The sequence below is a fragment of the Pseudomonas khavaziana genome (genome assembly GCF_019145205.1).
In the GTDB taxonomy this organism is placed as follows: domain Bacteria; phylum Pseudomonadota; class Gammaproteobacteria; order Pseudomonadales; family Pseudomonadaceae; genus Aquipseudomonas; species Aquipseudomonas khavaziana.
In genome coordinates this window covers 157208-176164 of sequence record NZ_JAHSTT010000001.1, presented here as the reverse complement: position 1 = coordinate 176164, position 18957 = coordinate 157208, and the positions used below count along the sequence as shown (strand labels likewise).

The 18957-nt window shown below is 59.7% G+C and carries 13 protein-coding genes; 4 read left to right on the top strand and 9 right to left on the bottom strand.

The genetic code is table 11. The features are described 5' to 3' along the window. The first annotated feature begins 5 nt into the window (after positions 1-5). Together KVH01_RS00785 and KVH01_RS00780 are read left to right on the top strand one after the other, a co-directional pair. Positions 6-683 carry a heavy metal response regulator transcription factor gene (locus tag KVH01_RS00785; protein ID WP_046070973.1) on the top strand — a complete coding sequence of 226 codons (678 nt, stop codon included), beginning with the start codon at positions 6-8 and terminating at the stop codon, positions 681-683. Beyond that, on the top strand, positions 673-2037 hold the full coding sequence (locus KVH01_RS00780) for a heavy metal sensor histidine kinase (RefSeq protein WP_217880121.1): 1365 nt from the start codon (positions 673-675) through the stop codon (positions 2035-2037). Before KVH01_RS00785 ends, KVH01_RS00780 begins: the two co-directional genes overlap by 11 nt. 211 nt (positions 2038-2248) lie before the next feature. Here KVH01_RS00780 and KVH01_RS29655 read toward each other — a convergent pair whose 3' ends face one another. From KVH01_RS29655 to KVH01_RS00755, 5 genes are all read right to left on the bottom strand, one after another. Continuing rightward, a complete protein-coding gene (locus KVH01_RS29655) occupies positions 2249-3166 on the bottom strand; it encodes an RHS repeat domain-containing protein (RefSeq protein ID WP_225923933.1) in 918 nt (305 codons plus the stop codon). A 394-nt stretch (positions 3167-3560) separates the two neighbouring features. Then, a complete protein-coding gene (locus KVH01_RS00770; RefSeq protein WP_217880120.1) occupies positions 3561-3902 on the bottom strand; it encodes a hypothetical protein in 342 nt (113 codons plus the stop codon). Further along, complete coding sequence (locus KVH01_RS00765; protein WP_217880119.1) at positions 3899-8497, bottom strand: RHS repeat-associated core domain-containing protein; 4599 nt, start codon at positions 8495-8497, stop codon at positions 3899-3901. The genes KVH01_RS00770 and KVH01_RS00765 overlap by 4 nt, the downstream gene beginning before the upstream one ends. A gap of 53 nt (positions 8498-8550) precedes the next feature. Further along, positions 8551-8979 (bottom strand): DcrB-related protein, encoded by a 429-nt coding sequence (locus tag KVH01_RS00760; RefSeq protein WP_217880118.1) that lies wholly within the window; start codon positions 8977-8979, stop codon positions 8551-8553. A gap of 46 nt (positions 8980-9025) precedes the next feature. Then, a complete protein-coding gene (locus KVH01_RS00755; protein ID WP_217880117.1) occupies positions 9026-10963 on the bottom strand; it encodes a type VI secretion system Vgr family protein in 1938 nt (645 codons plus the stop codon). A gap of 472 nt (positions 10964-11435) precedes the next feature. Between KVH01_RS00755 and KVH01_RS00750 the strand changes: the two genes are divergently transcribed. Both KVH01_RS00750 and KVH01_RS00745 read left to right on the top strand, forming a co-directional pair. Beyond that, positions 11436-12758 carry an OprD family porin gene (locus KVH01_RS00750; RefSeq protein ID WP_217880116.1) on the top strand — a complete coding sequence of 441 codons (1323 nt, stop codon included), beginning with the start codon at positions 11436-11438 and terminating at the stop codon, positions 12756-12758. Between the two features lie 101 nt (positions 12759-12859). Further along, a complete protein-coding gene (locus KVH01_RS00745) occupies positions 12860-14356 on the top strand; it encodes a diguanylate cyclase (protein ID WP_217880115.1) in 1497 nt (498 codons plus the stop codon). A gap of 157 nt (positions 14357-14513) precedes the next feature. Here the strand turns inward: KVH01_RS00745 and lpxC are convergent, their stop codons facing one another. The 4 genes from lpxC to KVH01_RS00725 all read right to left on the bottom strand — a co-directional run bounded on the left by lpxC (position 14514) and on the right by KVH01_RS00725 (position 18957). Further along, positions 14514-15425: a UDP-3-O-acyl-N-acetylglucosamine deacetylase gene (gene lpxC, locus KVH01_RS00740; protein ID WP_003171886.1), complete on the bottom strand. Its 912-nt coding sequence runs from the start codon at positions 15423-15425 to the stop codon at positions 14514-14516. A gap of 112 nt (positions 15426-15537) precedes the next feature. Then, a complete protein-coding gene (gene ftsZ / locus KVH01_RS00735; protein ID WP_043050552.1) occupies positions 15538-16734 on the bottom strand; it encodes a cell division protein FtsZ in 1197 nt (398 codons plus the stop codon). A gap of 75 nt (positions 16735-16809) precedes the next feature. After that, positions 16810-18072 (bottom strand): cell division protein FtsA, encoded by a 1263-nt coding sequence (ftsA, locus tag KVH01_RS00730; RefSeq protein WP_043050551.1) that lies wholly within the window; start codon positions 18070-18072, stop codon positions 16810-16812. A gap of 15 nt (positions 18073-18087) precedes the next feature. Next, positions 18088-18957 carry a cell division protein FtsQ/DivIB gene (locus tag KVH01_RS00725; protein ID WP_043050550.1) on the bottom strand — a complete coding sequence of 290 codons (870 nt, stop codon included), beginning with the start codon at positions 18955-18957 and terminating at the stop codon, positions 18088-18090.

Genomic DNA, 18957 nt, shown 5'->3' with positions numbered 1-18957 from the left:
CGGTCATGCGCGTCCTGATTATTGAAGATGAAGAGAAAACCGCGGACTACCTGCACCGCGGCCTTACGGAGCAAGGCTACACCGTCGACGTGGCGCGTGAAGGCGTCGAGGGTCTGCACCTGGCGCTGGAAAACGATTACGCGGTGATCGTGCTCGATGTGATGCTGCCCGGCCTGGACGGCTTTGGTGTGTTGCGTGCGTTGCGCGCCCGCAAGCAGACGCCGGTGATCATGCTCACCGCCCGCGAGCGCGTGGAAGACCGCATCCGCGGCCTGCGCGAAGGCGCCGACGATTACCTGGGCAAACCGTTTTCGTTTCTGGAACTGGTAGCGCGCCTGCAAGCCCTGACCCGCCGCAGCGGTGGTCACGAACCGGTGCAGGTTACGGTCGCCGACTTATGGATCGACCTGATCAGCCGCAAGGCCAGCCGCAACGGCCAACGCCTGGACCTGACCGCCAAGGAGTTCTCGCTGCTCAGCGTATTGGCGCGGCGCCAGGGTGAAATCCTGTCCAAGACCGCCATTGCCGAGATGGTCTGGGATATCAATTTCGACAGCGACGCCAACGTCGTGGAGGTTGCGATCAAACGCCTGCGCGCCAAACTCGACGGGCCGTTCGAACACAAGTTGCTGCACACCATTCGCGGCATGGGTTATGTGCTGGAGAACCGTAGTGTCGGCTAATTCCATTGCCCTGCGCCTGAGCAGCATGTTCACCTTGGTGGCGTTGCTGATCTTCGTGCTGATCGGCGGCGCGCTGTATCAGCAGGTGGATCGCGGCCTGGGCTTATTGCCGGGGGCCGAGCTGGATGCGCGCTACAGCGTGCTGGAATCGTCGGTCAATCGTTTCGGCACACCGGAACATTGGGTCAAGATCAAGGCCAAGCTCAAGTTGCTGGGCGAAGAAGACAAGCGTATCCGTTTCTGGGTGGTCAGCAGCGACCCAAGCTATGAATACGGCGAGCCCGATGCGCAAATCCGCGCCTTTGCACAGGGTCCGACAGGCAAGCGCGACCTGCGCCTGCCCGGCCACGATTATCCGTTCAAGGTGCTGGTCAGTCAGTTTGCGGCCAAGGACCAACGTCCGGCGCTGCGCTTCATGATCGCCATCGACACCGAAAACTTCCGCGCCACCCAGCACCACTTGCTGGTAGCGCTGGTCAGCCTGGCACTGGTCGGTGTGGTGCTGGCGGCGCTGCTGGGGTTCTGGGTCGCACGCATCGGCCTCAAGCCCCTGGGCAAACTCTCGGATGAGGCGCAGAAACTTGCGCCCCCCAAACTTTCCGGGCGCTTGCACCTGTCACCGCTGCCGCCGGAACTGAGCCAGTTCGTCAATTCGTTCAACGCCACCCTCGACCGCGTCGAACAGGCCTACTCGCGCCTGGAATCCTTCAACGCCGACGTGGCCCACGAACTGCGCTCACCGCTGACCAACCTGATCGGCCAGACCCAAGTGGCCCTCACCCGTGGTCGTTCAGCAGAGCAATATTTCGAGGTGCTGCAATCAAACCTCGAAGAGCTGGAACGGCTACGCTCGATCATCAACGACATGCTATTCCTCGCCAGCGCCGACCAGGGCAGTAAGGCCACCAAGTTGATCGAAAGCGCCCTGGCCGATGAAGTGGCCACCACCCTCGACTACCTGGATTTCATCCTCGAAGATGCCCAGGTGCAGGTGCGTGTGCACGGCGACGCTCGGGTGCAGATCGAAAAGGCCCACCTGCGCCGAGCGCTGATCAACCTGCTGAGCAATGCGGTGCAGCACACCGCGCCGGGGCAGGTGATCGACGTACACATCGAGGTGCGGGAGCAACAAGTGGTAATCGGCGTGACCAACCCCGGCGAGGCGATTGCCCGCGAGCACTTGCCACGGCTGTTCGAACGTTTCTATCGGGTAGATGCGTCGCGTAGCAACAGCGGGGCGAACCACGGGCTGGGGCTGGCCATCGTCAAGGCGATTGCGTTGATGCATGGTGGGGATGTGTTTGTGCGCAGCGAGCACGGCGGCAACACCTTTGGCATTACCCTGCCTGTCTAAGTGACTTTCGACCTTCGCTGAGCCCTGGATCGATGCCGCCAAAGTGCTGGGTCTGGGCGTGGCGCGCGATAATCAGGCTGTCGCTGGCAACGAACTGGTAGCGCTTATCCAGCGATGGCAATACTTCCGGGTACTCAGTGGTCGTAGCAAGTGCGGTGCGGGGCGCCTTGAGTGCGCAGCATTTTCGCATGCAGTTGGTCGCAGTCACTGATCACCCGGCCATTGAGGTTGAGCTGATGCAGGTGGCCGCTGCCATAGTACAGGTGGTTGATATAGTCGAGCAGCTGCTGGTCTCACCTCGTATGTCGGTGAAGTTGATCGCCAGCAGGTTGTCGGCGTTATCGTAGGCATACTCGGTGACCCCATCGTCGGTGCGTTTGCGGATCAGCCGTCCGAGGGCGTCGCGCTCGAAATGATGTTGCAGTGGCGTGTGTGGGTCGGCGCTGTCCTTGCTGTCCAGATCTTGCTGGGCCAGCAGGCGGTCCAGCACGTCCCACTCGAAGCGGTAGTGTTCGCGGTTTTCATTGCTCAGGTGCAGCAAGCGGTCGTAGGCGTCGTAGCCGAACTCGATGCTACGGCCAAGGGTATCGACGCGCTGGATCAGCCGTCCACTGCGGTCATAACGCAGGCGGGTGATACGCTGGGCCGGGTCGGTGTAGGCGGTCAGTTGGCCGGCGGCGTCGATGTCGTAGCGGTCGATGCGCCCATCGGGGCGCTGGCTTTCGATCAGGTAGCCACGGGCGTCGTAGCGGTAATGAGTGTGCTCGCCACGGGCGTTGATGGCTTCGGTGAGTTGGCCGCGCCGATCATAGCGGTAGTGGGTCTCGTTGTTGGAGCAGTCACGGTAGCTGAGCAGTTGGCCATATGCGTTCCAGCGCAGGTATTTATGCTTGTCCAGCGGGTCGATGATGCATTGGACTTGGCCTTGGCTGTCACATCGGTACTGGGTCTTTCGACCGAGAGGATCTTGCTCCCACAGCAGATTGCCCTGGCTGTCATAACCGAAGCGTTGGGTGCGCCCGGCGCCATCGGTATCGCCCAGTGGCGGGTGTAGCGGATCCGTTCGCAGCGGCCCAGTGGGTCGCGGGTTTCGATCAGGCGGCCGAGTTCGTCGTAGCCGTATTGCCATTCGCCGCCTTGCGGGTCGATGCTCTTGAGCAGTTGGCCGCTGAGTACGTCTTCCTGCCAACAATGGCCCATGGGGTCGATGTGTTTGTAGATCTCATAGAAGGGCCCCCAATAGTAATGGTCCTAGCGACCGAGGCTGTCGGTGACGTGGGTTTCGTCTTTTTCCAGGTCGTGCCCGAATCAATAAAGGATGAGGCCCCGGTCGTCCGGGTCATCTTGGAGCGTGCTGTCGGTGAATACAGCCGCCGGGTTGCCTGCCTTGCAGCTCTTCAGTCTGAACTTTCGGGCGATGAGGAGACAGGGGGGGCGGTATACCAGCGATCTAGGCCAGCGAGTCATGGTGGTTATAATGGGCGGGCATATAGTCCACCCAGACCATTTCGCATGCGTTATGTTTAGTTGTATATATCGTGAAGATTCCGATCTTTGTTTAAATGTACGGATGTCGACTTTGTAAAATACAAATCTAGCGTGCCTTTATTGTCCTCATTTTCTATTGCTCTGACACCATCAAGAACGCAGAGGAGTCCAAATATCGCCTCGTCAACAGCTGATTCAATAATTTTGCTGATCATTTCTTTGTCATCATTTGCTTGGCGATTGTAGAAATCTGTTAAATCAAGAGTTGTTTTGTCTGGGTTTCTCCCGGGAGGGGACTCGAGGAGCGATATCGAGTCCTCAATTGCTGCGTCACGAACGACAATTTTTATTGCTTCAATAAATTCATTGGTGTTCATTTTGTGGTTGTCCTTTCAAATGCTTTTGGGAACATTTCTTTGTTAAGGTTGATTAGTTTTTTTATCGCTGAAGATGGAGTGTTGGTATATCTTCGAAGGTCGCGAATATCTTTGGCGAGAAGGTCGCGAGCCGTTCCTGTGTACTGCCCTTTGACTGTTGGGATTTTTTTGTGTTCCTTTCGGGGAAGTGCAATCGAAGGGCCTGTTTTGGGGTCGTATCCATTAATTATCTGGCCAGCAGGGTGCTTTTGAACTGCATGGTGGACATCCAATTTGTCTCCGATTCGTGATTTACGTTGCAAATCATCAAATTTTCCAACTTCGTACTCTTGGAGGCTGCATCCAGACCATCCCCACGGGTCAACCCACCCAATCGGGTTTGGCGAATACTGATACAGGTTGATCCCGCCCGCCAACCCAATCGGATCCGGCTGGGTAAACCGTCCCACATCCGGATCAAAAAACCTGAAGGTGTTGTAGTGCAGCCCGATTTCGCGGTCAAGGTACTGGCCTTGAAAACGCAGGTTCTGCTCACGCCCCGGCTGATGATCATGCCACTCCTCCCGCGTCCTGCCCCAGGCCTGGTACTCGCTGTGCCACACCGTGTGGCCGTCGGTGTCGGTGAGCTGTTCCGGCAACCCGGCCAGGTTGGTGTGGAAGTAGAAGATCGCCTCGCTGCCCGGTTTGCCGTCGACCCGTGCCAGCGGTTCATAGCTGTCCGGATCGGCATACACGTACAGGCTGGGCCGGCCGTCCTGCACCTCTTCCAGAAGTCGTAACCCTTGCCAGTGGAACAGCGTGCGGTTGCTCGGTTCGCTGGCGTCGTCGTTGTACACCTGCTTGCTGATACGCCGCCCCAGCGGGTCGTAGCCGAATACCACCCGTTGGCGCAGGGCGCCGTTCTGTTGATGCACGCCGATCAGTCGGTGTTCGGCGTCGTATTCGAAGCGTTGAATGCGGCTGCTGCCGGTGCGCTTTTCACTCAACCGCCCAAAGCGGTCATAGCGATAACGTTTGTCTTGATACACATGCACCCGGTTGTGTTTGATCAGGCCGTTGACCCGGTAGCCGTCGAATAGGTTGCCGGCCGCGTCGTAGTTGAGGCTCTCGATATGTTGGCCCTGCGCCATGGGGCTGCTGCGGTGCACACTCTGGATCTGCTCGGCAGGGTTGTAGCCGTATTGGGCGCTGCCTTGATAGGACTTGCCGGTAGAAGTCTGGTTGTGAAAACGCCCGATCAGGCTGTCGTCATTGGCCGCCGTGGTCGGGCGATTAATGCCTGGACGCTGGGTCTGCGTCAGTATTTCGGCCACGAGATTGTCGCTGGCGTCGTACTGGTAGTCTTTCTGCAACAGCGGCAACACTTCGCGGGCGACCTGCTGGTAGTGCAGGGCTTTCTGGCTGAGGCGGCCATTACGGTCGTAACGGGTACGGGTGTGCAGGGCGCCCTGGGTGCGCAGCACTTCGTCGTGCAGTGCATCGCGCTCAAAATCGCTGATCAGCCGGCCGCCCAGGTTGATTTGATGCAGGTGGCCGCTGCCGTAGTACAGGTGGTTGAGCTGACGCTGATCGGGCAGAGTCAGGGTTTCTAGGTTGCCCAGCTCGTCATACTGGTATTGCAGTAGGCCGGCGCTGTTGGTCTCGCTGAGCATTTGACCGAGAGCATCGTAGGTATAGTCGAGCCGCTGCTGGTCACCCTGGTTGTCGGTGAAACTGATCGCCAGCAGGTTATCGGCGTTGTCGTAGGCATACTCGGTGACGCCATCGTCGGTACGTTTGCGGGTCAACCGTCCCAGGGCATCACGCTCGAAATGGTGCTCCATCAGCGTTTTGGGTTCGGCGCTGTCCTTGCCGTCCAGATCGGGCTCGGCATTTGGCGCGGGGATATGACGGATACCGGTGACATCACCCAACGGGTCGTACTGGTAGATGCGCCCGCTGCCGTCCAGGTCCTGCTGGGCCAGCAGGCGATCCAACACGTCCCACTCGAAGCGGTAGCGATCGTTGTTTTCATTGCTCAGGTGCAGCAGGCGGTCATAGGCGTCGTAGCCAAACTCGACGCTGTGGCCGAGGGCGTCAACACGCTTGATCAGACGACCACTGCGGTCATAACGCAGGCGGGTGATACGCTGGGCCGGGTCGATGTAGGCGACGAGCTGACCGGCGGCGTCGATATCATAGCGGTCGATGCGTCCGTCGGGACGCTGGCTTTCGATCAGGTAGCCGCGGACGTCATACCGATAGAGGGTGTGCTCGCCACGCGCATTGATGGTTTCGCTAAGCAGACCACGCCGATCATAGCGGTAGTGGGTCTCATTGTTGGAGCAGTCGCGGTAGTTGAGCAATTGCCCGTGGGCGTTCCAGCGCAGGTATTTGTGCTTGTCCAGCGGATCGGTGATGCATTGGACCTGTCCTTGGCTGTCGTAACGGTACTGGGTTTTTCGACCGAGGGGATCTTGCTCCCACAGCAGATTTCCCTGGCCGTCGTAGCCGAAGCGTTGGGTGCGCCCGGCGCCATCGGTGATGCTCAGTGGCAAGGCCCAGTGGCGGGTGTAGCGGATCCTTTCGCAGCGGCCCAGTGGGTCGCGGGTTTCGATCAGGCGGCCGAGTTCGTCGTAGCCGTATTGCCATTCGCCGCCTTGCGGGTCGATGCTCTTGAGCAGTTGCCCGCTGAGTACGTCTTCCTGCCAACAATGGCCCATGGGGTCGATGTGTTTGTAGATCTCATAGAAGGGCCCCCAGTAGTAATGGTCTTGGCGACCGAGGCTGTCGGTGACTCGGGTCTGGCCTTTTTCCAGGTCGTACTCGAAGCGATAGTCCTCGCCATCGCTGCCCCAATGGCGGATGACGCGCCACTCATGGTCAGGCTGAGGCTCCAGCAGCGGAGGGAAGTTGCAGAGGCTGCCATCTAAGCGCACTGATTGAGGACGTTGCGCGGGAACTTCGAAACATTGCCATTGATACTGCCGAGTCGCACCGCTGGGCAGGGTGTGGCTATCGAGGTAGCCTTGCGCCGTGTAAGTGAAGCGACGCAGGACTTGGCCTGTGGTAACGAGCACTTCCTGTAACTGGCCGGTATGGGTGTAGCGATAGCTGGCGAGCATTTCGGTGTGTTCGATCTGCGGGTCATCGCCAAGCTTGATATAGAGTCGTTCCACTTGGCTGACCCGCTTCGGGTGTTGCGTGTCATAGCTCAGTCGGACGGTGGTTCGGCTCACCCCGTCGCACACGTAGTGCAGTCGCCCTGTCTGATCGTAGAGAAGCCCCAGCGTATTCAGGTTGCGATCACCCAGCTTGATAAGGCGTGAACGTTTCGGGTTGTGCGGGTCGGTCTGGAAGACTTGGTAGAGGCCGGTGTAGATGTCCTCGACCACGGTCTGTCCATCCTCCAGTTGAAAGAACGCCAACCCGTCGAGCACGCTGACAAAGGCATCGCCCGCTTTCAAGCGGCCCAGCTCCAGGCGGATGCCTTCTTCGTCGACATAGATCCACAACTCGCCGCCCTCGGGATGAGGAACGCGCAGGATTTCCACCTCGTAGGGAACACTCCAACCCATTCCGAACAGGCCGTCTCGGCGCAGGTCGTTGCTGTTGTAACCCCTGGCCCATTCGATGGGGAGCAGGCCCGGTAAGGTGAAGTCGTGATCCTCCGGCCCACCCAGCACCTTGCTTCCGGTTGAAACAATCACCGGGCTGCCTTTGCACGGACGGATGCGCGGCTGCGGTTTGGGGCTGCCCTTCGGTCGCGGCCTGAGCTTGATTTTGCGCGAGATCAACATACCGGCCACCATGCCGGTAAATTGCGCAATCTTGCTTTTGCCATTGCGGATATCGCGTACGGTCAGCGGTTCACCACCAATGCGAACGTTGGGAGACACATTGGCGTCGCTGTCGATGGTGGCATCGCACGTGGTTTTATCGCCGGCTCGGGCGGCAGGCTGCCCGTTGATGAACACCTTGCTGGACCCTTGCGCGATGTAGGTATCGGGCATGGGAGGATGGCGTTCGCAAGTGACCTTATCCTGTTCTGCCGGCTCCGTTCCTGGGGCTGCTGGAGTTGTGACAGGAGGATTGAAGATGTCGTAGATCGCCATGCCCAGCCCGAGCACAGGTAAGAGCATAGGCGCGGCGGACATCGCCATTGCGCCTACATTGTCCAGAAATGACGGTTCTGACTCCTCTTCGGCAGCTTCCGCGCCACCACCTCCGGAGCTGCGCCCTGCGGCCCGAGCTGCGGGCTTTCCGTTGATGTTGGTATCTTGCGAGCCGCTTTCAATCTTGCCGAATGGCTCTGCCGGGAACACGCTGTTGGCGAGAGAGTCACACCCGTCGGTGATGGCTTCACCAATGCTCTTATCGCCTATGGGAATCATGCTGGCACCGCCTACCAGTGCTCCAGCAATCACAGGAACCAGCACTGCCGCCGCACCGCCCGTACCCACCACCGCGACAACGGTGCCGGCGATAGCCGCCGCAACGAGAGCGGTCGCGGCGGCGTAGACAACCGCTTCTGCCAATGCACTCATCAGCTCGGCAGCCAGGGGGGGGTGAAGGATCGCGTCTCCTTCCCTGGCGGCATGGACGTTCTGCGCCATTGGTGTGTGCTCCTTGCTGAACTAGCGTGTATGCAAATGGGGGAGTGAACTGATCAGGTAAAATGCAGGCTGTCTTTGATCGCCCGCCAATGGCTGATATCGGCTTCGGTAAGCGCGCTGTGTTTGCTGTAGTTCAGGACCAGCAGGCGTTGTTGCCCAGGCAGTTGGCAGGCCAACTGAAGCTGGTACATAGGCTGATTTCCGTGCGTGAACTGGAGTGCTGCTTCACGACCTTCGACGTGCTTGTCTTTCCCAATAAAAACGGTCACGGGGTCAGTGCAGGTCAACGCGGTGAGCCGTTTGTGCAGCAAGTCCAGTTGAAACGTGTAGGCGTCATCGAGGCTCTGGTGTTCTGGTAGCGCGCTACGAGCGATGACCAAGGTGGTTTGCCGCTCGCGAAACTGGAGCATGTTCAGTGTTGTGTCTTCGGGCATCTCATCGCCGAGGTCGACGTTGAGATCCTGAGTCAGGTATCTGGCCATTCAGGTGTTCCTTATTTTGGGAAGTACAGGTCAGTCATCAACGGTCTCAGTCGTGCTGAAAATGGCTATTGGCTTCGTCTTGGAGCGCGCGGGCATCTCGCCCGTCAGCGGAAACGGCAGCAGTGCCACCTTCCACGTTGAGATCCAACATGCCGTCGGGGGTGTTGATCTGGCCGGACTGCAAGCCGGTGATATTGAAGTTCTCGCAGGTGATATTCAGCGTGCCGTTGGCATGCAGCTCGATCACGGTCTTGCCGCATTTCAGACGTAACGCGTTACCCACTTCGACGGTATATTCGTCGGCGACCGAATCACTTTTGCTGCCGCCTACTTTCAGCGTGTCATTGGCCTTCACCACCCGCATGCGGGTGCGGCCGACGGTGATGGTTTCGTCCTGGCCGACCTGGCTGCTTCGGTCCGCGCCAATCGATTGGGTCTGGTTGTTCTTCACCACCGTGTTCTGATCTTTCTGGGCATGGATAAACACCTCCTCCTGGCCCAGCTCATCCTCAAAACGCAGCTCATTGAAACCTTCGCCCTTATGGGTGCGGCTCTTGATGGTCATTCGCGTCTTGTGTTTGGGCAGCTTGTAGGGCGGCAGGTTGGTCTGCCTGTAGGCGGCCCCAGTGGCGATCGGCTGGTCAGGATCTCCGTCCAGGTGGCTGATCACTAACTCCTGACCCACACGCGGGATGGCCATCGAGCCCCAGGTCGCCCCGGCCCAGCCTTGGGTGACGCGGATCCAGCACGAGCTGTGGTCGTTGTTTTTGTCCGCGCGATCCCACGGGAACTGCACCTTGACCCGGCCCCATTCATCGCAATAGATCTCTTCCCCTGGCGGGCCGACCACCGTGGCGATCTGCGGGCCGTCGATGCAGGGTTTGGGACGCAGCGGCGCCTTCCAGTCCGAGGTCCAGCGGATGGCGCTGGCCTTTAACGAGTAAGACGTACCTAGGCCGCTACCAAACGATTCTTCCTGCAAGCTGGTGTGCTGTTTGCCTTCGTGCTTGATGGCGATGGTGCGCCAGCGGTCATTGAAGTCCTCACGGGGATGATCATTGAGGTCGAAGGCCAACCCAGGTTGCAGGCGTTCGTCGTCACCTTCCACATGGGCCAGCTTGGCGTCATTGCGCAGGGCGGCCAGGCGGGTCTTGGTGAAAGGCTTGCCGGCGATATCGCGTTTGTAGCGCCCGGGATAGTCGTAGCGCTCGTAGTCCTTGTGCTGGTTGTTCAGGTCCTGGTCGCCGGTGGCGGTGTGCTGCTGGTTGTAGCGCGGGTGGGTGAAGGTGTAGTCGCGCTGCACCTGGCGTGCGGTGCGCACTTGTTCGGTGTAGTGGAAGCGGGTCAACGCCGGTTCCTTGGAGTCGCCGCCACCCATGGGCTGGTAGATCACCGGGCAATCGGTGTGCGTGCCAATGGTGCCCAGACCGCCGACGCGATCAGTGAGAACCAGGGTGTGGCCGTCGGCGCGGTGTTCGAACGTGTAGAGCAGGCCTTCTTCGGCGGCGAGGCGGGCGATGAAATCTAGGTCGGTTTCACCGGCTTGCACGCAGTATTCGCGGGATTGGTGCTCGAAGCAGATTTCGCTGCGGATGTCGGTCAGTTTCTGCTCGGCCAGCATGCTGGTGATGATGTCGGGCACGGTCTGGGCCTGGAAGATGCGCCAGTTGGAACGTAGGTTGAAACGCGCCAGGGTCGGCTCGACTACGGCGGTGTAGCGGGTGCGGCGAAAGCCGGTGTCGCCTTGTTGGAACAGGCTGACCAAACCATGCACGTAGCGCACCGGGGTGTCGTCGCGCCAGATGGTGAACACGGCGGCGAGGTCGAGCATGCGGTAGAAGTCGATGGCCGGGTGGTGACTGACCAGCTCCAGTTCGAGTTTGAACGGCTGGGACAGGCCTTCTTCGAGGGTGAATGAGACCACTTCGAAGGGATCGCCCCGCAGCGGTTGGAAGGTGTAACGAAGGTCGCTTTGACGGGGCATGAGGGCATCCTTGTAATACGCCTGAGACGGACGCAATCCTAGGAAGCTGTGATCTGGCACTTCAATGGTGTGGAGGAAATCGAGAGGAGTCTTACCCATGCAACTAAGACGAGCTGTCGGACATTTCTGCACTACTCAAAGAAAGCCGTTCAACTCCAGATAAATCGATCGACAGCTTGAAAAAGCCTGAACGCCCCACGTTCGAGCCTCACTGTTGTAGTTTTGGCAATAGTGATTATCTTGTTACACTCTGTATCGCACCGCTCCCCTGCGTTACTTTGACGCATCGATGAGCGCGACGGCAAAGGCAGCTGACCCGCTTCCCCGAATTTCCCTCGACTTTTTTCCAGGGCTCTACACTGGGAATCTGTCTTAAAGCCGCTGACTTCAGCGGCTTTTTTTTGCCGTAAAAAAAGGCCAGGCACACCCCCACGACACTGGCCGTTCTTGATTGACCAAAGGAGCTCCACCGGTGAAGAACTCGCTGACGTTCACCCCGTTATTCCTCGCAGTTGCAACAACGATCACTTCCCTCGCCCAGGCGGCAGACACCACACCCACCGACGGTTTCGTTGATGGCTCCCATCTCACGATCAATACGCGCAACTACTACATGAACCGCGACCGTCGCGACATTCATACCGATGACAGCAAGGAATGGGGCCAGGGTTTTATCGGCACCTTCGAGTCTGGCTACACCCAAGGCACCGTCGGCTTCGGCCTGGACCTCAATGCGATGCTCGGCCTCAAGCTCGACGGTGGTGGCGGCACCGATGGCTCCAGCATCCTTCCCTACGGCAGTGGCAATGGCAAGGCACCCGGATCGTTCTCTACCGCCGGCGGCACCTTGAAAATGCGTGCCTTCGATACCGAACTGAAAGCCGGCGACCTGTTCCTCAACAACCCGGTGATCGCCGGTGGCATGACGCGCATGCTGCCGCAGACCTTCCGTGGTGTGAGCCTGGCCAACCACAGCTTCGACGGTTGGCTGATCGAGGGCGGCCAGGCCAGCTTTACCAAGCTCTACAACCAGAGCGGCCACCGGCGCATCGGCACCAGTTATGGCGCCTTGCCCGCCAACGCCGACAGCCAGCACCTGGACTGGGCCGGCGTATCGTTCAGCGGTATCCCGGGGCTGACCAGCAACCTGTACGCCTCCGAACTCAAGGACGTGTGGCACCAGTACTACTACGACCTCGAATACACTTATGCTCTCAACGACCTGGTCAGCCTGACCCCAGGCCTGCACTACTACCACACCCAAGACACCGGCCAATCGTTGCTGGGGGATATCGACAACAACACCTACAGCCTGCATTTCACCGTCGGCGTGGGCAACCACAGCGTCACGGCCACCTACCAGCGGGTCAACGGCAATACGCCGTTCGACTACATCGCCCAGGGCGACAGCATTTACCTGGACAACTCCCAGCAGTACTCGGACTTCAACGGCCCCAACGAGCGCTCATGGAAGCTCAAGTACGCCTACGACTTTGCCGGCCTCGGTGTGCCTGGCCTGACGTCTGCCGTGTCCTACATCAGCGGCAAGACCGACCTGACTAAGGTCGACCCCAACAGCCGCGGCTACAGCAGCTGGTACAGCGCCGACGGCAAAGATGCCAAGCACTGGGAACGGGATATCGATTTGAAATATGTAGTGCAAGGCGGCAAGGCCAAGGACCTGTCGATGCGCCTGCAATGGGCGACCAATCGCGGCAGCAATGGCTATTCGGCAGTGGATCGGGACGTGGATGAGTACCGCGTGATTGTGGACTACCCCATCAACGTCTTCTAACAGCGTTTCTGATGTGGGGGCTTGCTCCCGCATTTTGGTTCTGCGACCTATTCCAGAGTTACTACTAAGCTATGGGAATCCCCAAAGCAGAAGTGCGTCCGATGAGCCCAAGCCTTACCCGTCCCGACCGCCGCCCGGAGCGCTTGCTGATCCTGGGCAGCACGCTGACAGTGTTGCTGATCGTGGGGATCGTCACCGCGCTGCTGATTCGGGAACAGGCCAATACCTTGCAGACGGCCAAGCGCACCGCCAATACCATCACTCAATTGATCGATGCCGACGTGCTGCGCAACGTGGAGCTCTACGACATGGCCCTCAAAGGCCTGATTGCGGCAGCCGAGCGCACTGACCTGCAAGACGTTTCAGCGAGCATCCGTCATCTGGTGCTGTTCGACCGCTCGGCGGCGGCGCCGTACAAAGGCGATATCCTGCTGCTGGACCCGAACGGCGAGGTGATTGCCGATTCGTCCCTGCTTACACCCAAGCTGGGTAACTTCTCTGATCGGGACTATTTTCAGGTGCACCGCGAGAATCCGGACGCCGGGCTGTATATCAGCCGTCCATTCATGGCCCGTTGTGCGTGCGATGACCCATGGCGCATCGCGTTCAGCCGCCGCGTTTCGTCGCCGGACGGGCGCTTCCTGGGCGTCGCCGCCGCCTCCATGCGCCTGTCGTACTTCCACCAGTTGTTCAGCAGCCTGAACATCGGCAGCAACAGCACCATTAACCTGCTCAACCACCAAGGCATCCTGTTGGCCCAAGAACCTTTGCTGGAAGCAGGGATGATCGACAAGGATCTCAGCCAGCGTCCCAATGTGGCACGCATGCTGCGCGAGCGCGATGGCAGCTTCCAGAGTACCTCAAGTGTCGATCACCAGGCGCGGCTCTACAGTTTCTCCAGTGTGGGCAACCTGCCGCTGATTGTAGCGGTGGCCCTGTCCAGCAACGAGATATTTGCGCCATGGCGGCGTGCGGCGTGGCTGGTGAGCATCGCCACAGGCGTGCTGTGCGTAGGCCTGTTGTGGCTGACCTGGGCGCTGTGCATGGAGCTGCGCCGTCGTCATCGCGCTGAACAGGTGCTGTCAGAACTGGCAGCCACCGATGCCCTCACCGGCTTGGCCAACCGTCGCACCCTGGACGAGCGCCTGCGCCTGGAATGGGACCGGGCACAGCGCTCGACCGAGCCCTTGACCATGCTGATGATCGATGTGGACCACTTCAAGGCCTTCAACGACCGCCACGGTCACCAGGGTGGCGATGATGCGTTGCGCGCGGTCGCGCAGGTGATCGACAGCAATATCCGCCGTCCGGCCGACCTGTCAGCACGCTATGGCGGTGAAGAGTTTGCCGTGGTGCTGCCCCATACCGACGCCAAGGGCGCCTGGGTGATCGCCGAGCGCATCCGCATCAGCGTCGAGCGTTTGCCACGGGTGGCTGGGGGTAGACAGCCGGTTACCGTGAGCATCGGCTTGAGTACCTGGCACAAACACAGCCGCAATACCCTTGAGGACTTGCTGCTAAAGGCCGACCAGGCGTTGTATGAGGCAAAGCACAGTGGACGCAATCGGATTGTCGATGCCGCGACCCTGCCCGTGTAGGGGCGAGCTTGCTCGCGAAAAACTCATGGGCACTGCGTTCAATCAGGATGCCCGCGTTACCTTTGACGACCTTCGCGAGCAAGCTTGCTCCTACAGTCAGGCATAAAAAAAGGCCACCCGAAGGCAGCCTTTAAAACTAAAGAAAGAGAGTTGTTACTTACACCGCCGCAACGGGACGCATGTAAGAGATCGGTGCGGTGCTGGCATCTTCGAAGGTCACGACTTCCCAAGCGTCTGTCTGCTCAATCAACTTGCGCAGCAGCTGGTTGTTAAGGGCGTGGCCCGACTTGAAGCCTTTGAACTCGCCTATCAGGCTATTGCCCAGCAGGTAGAGGTCACCGATTGCATCGAGGATCTTGTGCTTCACGAATTCGTCTTCATAGCGAAGGCCGTCTTCGTTCAGTACACCATCCGCGTCGACCACAATGGCGTTTTCAACGCTGCCGCCGAGTGCGAGGTTGTGCTTGCGCAGGTACTCGATGTCACTCATGAAACCGAAGGTACGGGCGCGGCTGACTTCTTTTACGAACGAAGTGCTGGAAAAATCCACGCTTGCACTTTGGGTGCGGTCACGGAATACCGGGTGATCGAAATCGATCTCAAAGCTCACTTTAAAGCCTTCGAACGGGACGAAGGTGGCGCGCTTGTCGCCGTCTTCTACTGTCACTTCCCGCAGAATGCGTATGAACTTCTTGGCTGCGTCCTGTTCTTCCAGGCCGGCAGATTGAATCAGGAATACGAAGGGTCCAGCGCTGCCATCCATGATCGGGACTTCGGACGCGGAGAGCTCGACGTAGGCGTTATCGATGCCCAAACCGGCCATGGCCGAGAGCAAGTGCTCCACCGTGTCCACTTTGACGTCACCATTGACCAACGTGGTCGACATAGTGGTTTCGCCAACGTTTTCCGCGCGAGCAGGTATCTGCACCACAGGGTCCAGGTCGGCACGCACAAACACGATGCCGGTGTCGACAGGTGCAGGCTTGAGGGTCAGGTAGACCTTTTCCCCGGAGTGCAGACCTACACCTGTGGCACGAATAATATTCTTCAGGGTGCGTTGTTTAATCATGGCTTGGACCGCTTCAGCGCAAATTGCGAACTGGTATCAACAAAGGCTGGCGATAATAGCAGACCAGACCTTTGCTGAACACCAATCACCTTCATAGCCCTGATACATTCCATTAATCGGCCTGACGACGCAAGAATGCCGGGATGTCCAGGTAGTCCAGGTCATCTTGCGGATTCGGGCTACGGGACGCAGCAGCACCGGCCTGGGCCTGGTTGCGCATCACGGTCGGACGGTCCAGGTCACGGTAGTTGACCGACGGCAGTTCCTGGCGAGCAGGGGCTGGAGCGGCAGCTGCCTGGCTGGCTTGGCTGTTATGCAGGGTGTTGTCGATGACCTTCACAGGCTTCTCGATTTTTGCACCCAGGCCGGTAGCAACCACGGTTACGTGCAGCTCATCGCGCATGTCCGGATCGATAACGGTACCGACCTTGACCATGGCGTGCTCGGAAGCAAAGGCTTCGATGATGCTACCCACGTCGGAGTACTCACCCAGGGACAGGTCAGGGCCGGCAGTGATGTTCACCAGGATGCCGCGTGCGCCTTGCAGGTTCACGTCTTCGAGCAACGGGTTGCGAATGGCCGCTTCGGTGGCTTCGCGTGCACGGTTCGGACCGCTGGCGCAGCCAGTGCCCATCATCGCCATGCCCATTTCGCTCATGACCGTACGTACGTCGGCAAAGTCGACGTTGATCATGCCCGGGCGCTTGATGATGTCGGAGATACCGCGGACGGCACCGGCCAGTACATCGTCAGCCTTGGCGAACGCGGACAGCAGGCTGGCGTCCTTGCCCAGGATGGTCAGCAGTTTCTCGTTGGGGATGGTGATCAACGAGTCGACGCTTTCAGACAGCAGACGGATACCTTCGTCGGCGATCTGCATGCGCTTGCGGCCTTCGAACGGGAACGGACGGGTCACGACGGCAACCGTCAGGATCCCCATTTCCTTGGCCACTTCGGCAATGATCGGTGCAGCACCGGTACCGGTACCGCCGCCCATGCCGGTAGTGATGAACACCATGTTGGTGCCCTGCAGCACTTCGGCAATACGCTCGCGGTCTTCCAGGGCGGCTTGACGGCCGACTTCCGGATTGGCACCAGCGCCGAGGCCCTTGGTCACGGCTGTGCCCAATTGCAGGATGGTCCGCGCGCCGATGCTTTTCAGCGCCTGGGCATCAGTGTTGGCGCAGATGAATTCAACGCCTTCAATGTTGCTCTTGACCATGTGATTGACAGCGTTGCCGCCGCCACCGCCAACACCGATTACTTTGATAACCGGGCTTGCGGGGATGTTGTCTACGAGTTCGAACATGTTCCCTCTCCTTTCATTTTCTCTAGTTTTTTCGCCTACTGCTTACTACGGGTGCTGCGGTGTCGCGGTAAATCTTTAGAAATTGCCTTTGACCCAAGCCTGCAGCCGCTCGAACAACGGTGCTTTCACTTCGTCGTCGCTACGGTAGCTGTCGCGGATACTCGGGCCCGACAGGGAAATGCCGTCGGTCTGCTTTTGCAGCCCGTACAACAGCAAGCCCACACCGGTGGAATAAATCGGGTTGCGCACGACGTCGCCCAGGCCTTTCACACCGTGGGGCACGCCCAGGCGGACAGGCATGTGGAAGATTTCCTCGGCCAGTTCGACCGCGCCTTCCATCTTCGAGGTGCCACCGGTCAGCACGATGCCGGCCGGGATCAAATCTTCGTAGCCGCTGCGGCGCAGTTCAGCCTGGATCAGGGTGAACAGCTCGTCGTAGCGTGGCTCGACCACTTCGGCCAGGGCCTGGCGCGACAGCTCACGAGGAGGACGGTCGCCGACACTTGGCACCTTGATGGTCTCGCCGGCACCGGCCAGCTTGGCCAGGGCGCAGGCGTAGCGGATCTTGATTTCTTCGGCGTACTGGGTCGGTGTGCGCAGCGCCATGGCGATGTCGTTGGTGACCTGGTCGCCGGCAATCGGGATCACGGCGGTGTGACGGATCGCACCTTCGGTGAAGATCGCGATGTCGGTGGTGCCGCCGCCGATGTCCACCAGGCACACGCCCAGTTCTTTTTCGTCGTCGGTCAGCACCGAGTACGCCGAAGCCAGCTGCTCGAGAATGATGTCGTCGATTTCCAGGCCGCAGCGGCGCACGCATTTTTCAATGTTCTGCGCGGCGTTGACCGCACAGGTCACCACGTGGACCTTGGCTTCCAGGCGCACGCCCGACATGCCCAGGGGCTCGCGCACGCCTTCCTGGTTATCGATCACGTAATCCTGCGGCAGGGTGTGCAGCACGCGCTGGTCAGCCGGGATCGCCACGGCCTGGGCGGCGTCGAGGACGCGCTCAAGGTCGGCCGAGCTGACTTCGCGGTCGCGGATCGCCACGATGCCGTGGGAGTTCAGGCTGCGGATATGGTTGCCCGCCACGCCGACGAACGCCGAGTGGATCCGGCAACCGGCCATCAGCTGCGCTTCTTCGATGGCGCGCTGGATCGATTGCACGGTGGACTCGATGTTCACCACCACGCCCTTCTTCAGGCCCCGGGACGGATGCGTGCCAATACCGACGATTTCGATCGCGCCGTCTTCCCCGACCTCGCCCACCAGCGCCACCACCTTGGAGGTGCCGATATCGAGACCGACGATCATTTTGCCGCTTTGCACGTTTGCCATGGGTCCTGCCTCTTCTTAATTCTTCGCGACAGCGGGTTGTGCTGCCGTGGGCGCAACCGGTGCACGCCAGCCGACGGCCAGGCCGTTGGCGTAACGCAGGTCGACGCTCGCAATGTTCGTAATCTGTTCTTTCAAGGTTTTTTCATAGATGGCAATAAAGCGGCGCATCTTTTCCACCAAGCGGTCGCGTCCCAGCAACAACTCGATGCCCGGGCCGGAACTGCCTGCCCCGGTCGTCAAAAACCAGCTGCCCCGCTCACGCAATTCCAGGCGTGCAATGGAGAAGCCCAGTGGCCGCAGCATCTGGCTCAGGGCCTGGTACTGCTGCATCACTTGCTGCTGCGCCCGCTGCGGCCCGAACAGCTGCGGCAGGTGCTCGTAGTTGGCCAGCTCACGCGGGGTGAACGCCTGGCCCTGGTTGTTCAACAGCGCTTCATCGCCCCAACGGGCCACGGGCAGTTGTTCTTCCAGGCGGATCGTCACCTGGTCCGGCCAGACACGGCGGACTTCGGCGTGGGCGATCCACGGCATCTGTTCCAGCTCCCGGCGCATACCGGCCAGGTCGATGGTGAAAAAGCTCGCCGCCAGGTACGGGCCGATGCGCTGCTGTACCGCCTGCTGGCTGATGTAGCTCAAGTCGCCCTGCACGCTGATCTTGGTGATTGGCCGGTCGGCATACGGCAACAGCCGCTGCGCGCCTTCGTAGGTACCAAAGCCCAATACCACCAGCAATACCGGCCAGAACAGCGCCTTGATAAAACCAAAGTTGGCTTTTGGCAGGCGCGCCGACATCGGCTCTTTAGCCACCATTCGGCTGGCGCCCCGCGGCACCGGCTTGCGGCTCGGTGCTTGTGGGGGCTGATGACGAAGCGATGCGCCTTTCAT

Bases quoted from the DNA above. Each gene is read 5' to 3' on its own strand.
- KVH01_RS00770 (WP_217880120.1), bottom strand. From the start codon at position 3,902: ATGAACACCAATGAATTTATTGAAGCAATAAAAATTGTCGTTCGTGAC.
- KVH01_RS29655 (WP_225923933.1), bottom strand. From the start codon at position 3,166: ATGGCAATACGGCTACGACGAACTCGGCCGCCTGATCGAAACCCGCGA.
- lpxC (WP_003171886.1), bottom strand. From the start codon at position 15,425: ATGATTAAACAACGCACCCTGAAGAATATTATTCGTGCCACAGGTGTA.
- KVH01_RS00785 (WP_046070973.1), top strand. From the start codon at position 6: ATGCGCGTCCTGATTATTGAAGATGAAGAGAAAACCGCGGACTACCTG.
- ftsZ (WP_043050552.1), bottom strand. From the start codon at position 16,734: ATGTTCGAACTCGTAGACAACATCCCCGCAAGCCCGGTTATCAAAGTA.
- KVH01_RS00765 (WP_217880119.1), bottom strand. From the start codon at position 8,497: ATGGCGCAGAACGTCCATGCCGCCAGGGAAGGAGACGCGATCCTTCAC.
- KVH01_RS00760 (WP_217880118.1), bottom strand. From the start codon at position 8,979: ATGGCCAGATACCTGACTCAGGATCTCAACGTCGACCTCGGCGATGAG.
- KVH01_RS00745 (WP_217880115.1), top strand. From the start codon at position 12,860: ATGAGCCCAAGCCTTACCCGTCCCGACCGCCGCCCGGAGCGCTTGCTG.
- ftsA (WP_043050551.1), bottom strand. From the start codon at position 18,072: ATGGCAAACGTGCAAAGCGGCAAAATGATCGTCGGTCTCGATATCGGC.
- KVH01_RS00755 (WP_217880117.1), bottom strand. From the start codon at position 10,963: ATGCCCCGTCAAAGCGACCTTCGTTACACCTTCCAACCGCTGCGGGGC.
- KVH01_RS00725 (WP_043050550.1), bottom strand. From the start codon at position 18,957: ATGAAAGGCGCATCGCTTCGTCATCAGCCCCCACAAGCACCGAGCCGC.